Origin of the sequence: Paraburkholderia sp. J8-2, from assembly GCF_905220195.1 — a bacterium.
In the GTDB taxonomy this organism is placed as follows: Bacteria; Pseudomonadota; Gammaproteobacteria; order Burkholderiales; family Burkholderiaceae; genus Paraburkholderia.
This window is the reverse complement of sequence record NZ_CAJMZA010000072.1, coordinates 1-3,168: the sequence shown is the minus strand read 5'-3', so window position 1 is coordinate 3,168 and position 3,168 is coordinate 1. Positions and strand designations below refer to the sequence as shown.

At 65.2% G+C, this 3,168-nt stretch carries 2 protein-coding genes; both read left to right on the top strand.

All coding sequences use genetic code 11. The features are described 5' to 3' along the window. Nucleotides 1-372 precede the first annotated feature (372 nt). A complete protein-coding gene (locus U5A52_RS42705) occupies nt 373-2,466 on the top strand; it encodes a PAS domain-containing sensor histidine kinase (RefSeq protein WP_321940406.1) in 2,094 nt (697 codons plus the stop codon). Beyond that, the gene (locus U5A52_RS42700; RefSeq protein WP_321940404.1) at nt 2,463-3,116 is read left to right on the top strand and encodes a response regulator transcription factor; all 654 of its coding nucleotides are present in this window, start codon (nt 2,463-2,465) and stop codon (nt 3,114-3,116) included. The genes U5A52_RS42705 and U5A52_RS42700 overlap by 4 nt, the downstream gene beginning before the upstream one ends. The last annotated feature ends 52 nt before the right edge of the window (nt 3,117-3,168 follow it).

Here is a 3,168-nt window from a genome sequence, read left to right as displayed (position 1 = left end):
TGCGGCCGATGCCTTGCGCCGGCGCATCGTCGAGACGCTCCATTGGGATTGCTGCGTGCCGGAGCACGGACAGTCGGTTGAACTCGCCGAGGAAGCCGTGCAACCTTACCCCTGCCCGCCGTGCCCACCGGATGAACTGGCGTCCGCACCGGCGGCAGGCGCAGCGCCTTGAAAGGTCTCCGAAACTCGGCACCGAGCCCGGGCCGCCCCGCGCGAGCATATAGAACAAGCGCCAAATTTTTTTGGGACACTGTGCCGCGGGCTCATAAAATGGGCATGCATCCCTCTGGTGCCCCCCACCAAAGGCGGTACTTCATATGCGAATGGCCTACGCATTGATCTCGCGCAAGCATCGCGCTCCGGATAGTCGTCATGAGGCCCGGCGCTGACCCGCGTATGCGCGCTGGACAAGGCGCCGGGCTGGCAATTGTCGCCCGCCTGCGCGATCCAGCCGTCGCAGCAGTGCTGGCGTTCGTCGTGGCATTCGCGCTAGCTGGCGTTATCGCGACGTTCGTTACGCGGCAGTGGCAAGCGGCGGCGGAACAGCGGTTCACCCGGCGCGCAGCGGCGTTGCAGGCAACGCTCAGGCAGGCGCTGATTGCCAATGAGGCCATACTGCGCGGCGCGCGCGCTTTACTCTCGCAAACGCCCGGCCCCGACCCGGTAGCGTGGAAGCACTTTGTTTCAGCGATCGATCTGGACAACTCCCGTTCGGCGATCACCGCGCTAGGTTACGTCACTCCGCGCGCCAACCCGACGGCGAGCGCGGCCGACAGCGCCGAAGTCGCGACGCAATGGGCTGGCCTGAGCGCCACCGTACCCGAGCAGGCGCTCGTCGAGACGTCAGTGACGCGTGCCGCGCGCAACTACGCCGCCGAAACCGGCAAGGCCGCACTCGCGGCGGTGCCGGGGGCGGCCAATGCGCCTGCGCATCTCGCACTCTGGCTGCCCGTGTACGAGACGGCGCCCGATCCACAAGGCAATGCGCAGAAGGTCGTTGGCTTCGCGGTCGCCTTGCTGGACGCGCGGCGGCTGTTCGCGCCGCTCGCCGCCGCCGATCCTGGACTTACGGTCAGCGCCCGAATCGGAACGCCTCCTTTGGATCTCTACACGAGTGTGCGCGGCGAAGAAGACGAGGTGATGCCCGGCGCACGGTTCCAGCGCAGCGATTCGTTCGTGTTTGGCGGCGCGACGCTCGCACTCGACGTCAGTGCCGACGCAAGCCCGCTGCTCACGGGTGCGGCTGCCTGCGCCACAGCCATTCTGCTCGCGGGCGCGCTCGGCGCCGCCGCGCTCGCGTTTCTCGCGCAACGCCTCATGCGCGCAAACCTGGCGCCCACGAAGGTCGCCGGCGACGCGCGGCTGAACGAAGCGCGCATGATGGGGATCATCCGCTCGTCGATGGAGGCGATCGTCACTGTCGACGAAACCCAGCGCGTGGTGATCTTCAATCCAGCCGCCGAACAGGTGTTTGGCCTGTCCGCCATGGAGGCGATTGGCTCACCGCTCTCGCGCTTTATTCCCGAGCGGTTCCGGGCCGCGCACGCGCAGCATGTCGAGCAGTTTGGCGAGACAGGCGTCACCGAACGCCTGATGGGCCGCTCACAACGTGTGCTCCACGGGCTGCGCGCCAACGGCGACGAGTTTCCCATCGAGGCATCGATATCGCAGATCCGCGACGACTCGGGCAAGCTTTTCACGGTCATGCTGCGCGACGTCACTGAACGCGTGCGCGCAGAGGACGAACTCACGTGTTCGCGCGAAGAACTGCGCGAGCTGTCGGCCAATCTGCAGAACGTGCGCGAGGCCGAGAAAGCACGTATTGCGCGCGAACTGCACGACGATCTCGGCCAGCAGCTCACCGCGCTCAAGATCGATCTCTGCGCGCTCGAGCGCCGGCTCGGGGAGGATGATGTCACCGACGTCCCCGCGCGCCTCGCCGGCATGCGCAACCTGATCGATGCGACGGTGGCGGCCCTGCGGCGCATCGCGGCCGACCTGCGGCCGGTCATGCTCGACGACCTCGGCCTCGTGCCAGCCATCGAGTGGCTGGCAAACGATTTCACGAACCGCTACGGAATTGCCGTCAAGCGCAATCTGGATGCCGACGCAATGATGTTTTCGAACATCGCCTCCTCTGCGCTCTTTCGCATCGTTCAGGAAGCCCTGACCAATGTCGCCCGCCATGCCGAAGCACACCTGGTCGAGATTACACTTAAGGTGGACGGACCAATCTGCGTCCTGCGCATCGCAGACGACGGGCTTGGCGCGGCCGGCGACCCCGCCGACCCCACCGGCCTGCAGCGCAGCGCGTTGCGGGAAAAGTCGTTTGGCCTGCTCGGCATTCGCGAGCGCGCCCGTATGCTCGACGGCACCGTGTTAATCGACACAGCGCCCGACAAGGGTTTTGCCATGACGATCACGTTCGCACTTCATGCTCTCCTCCCCGAAGAGGCCGCATCATGATCAAGGTGATCATCGCCGACGACCATGCGCTCATGCGCGACGGTCTGCGCCGCATACTGGAAAGCGCACACGACGACCAGTTCGAAGTCATAGGCGAAGGCTGCGACAGCTCGACCACGCTCGCGCTCGTGCGCGAGCGCGCCGCCCAGGTCCTGGTGCTCGACCTCTCAATGCCAGGACGCAGCGGCGTGGATCTCGTCAAGCAGATCAAGGATGAAAAACCCGAATTGCGTATTCTCGTGCTAACCATGCATGCCGAGCAGCAATACGCGGTGCGCGCCTTCAAGGCGGGAGCTTCGGGCTATCTCACCAAAGAGTGCGCGAGCACCGAGCTGGTCAGCGCCGTGACGAAGATCGCCGGCGGTGGTGTTTACATCAGCATGACGATGGCCGAGCGCTTTGCACAAAGCCTGAACGAGCCCGCCGACACGCTCCCCCACCAGCGGCTTTCCGACCGCGAGTTCGAGGTGTTCCGGCGTATTGCGGCAGGCCAGACCATTACTGAGATCGCACAGGAACTCTGCGTGAGTACGAAAACCGTCAGCACCTACAAGGTGCGCATTCTCGAGAAGATGCAGATGCCGCACGAAGCCGCGCTCGTGCGCTACGCGATGCGGCATAAGCTCATCGACGATCCCGACGAAGTCTGACCCTCGGGTGTCGCGGCCGATTGCCGCATGACTGTAGGAATCGCCCTACACG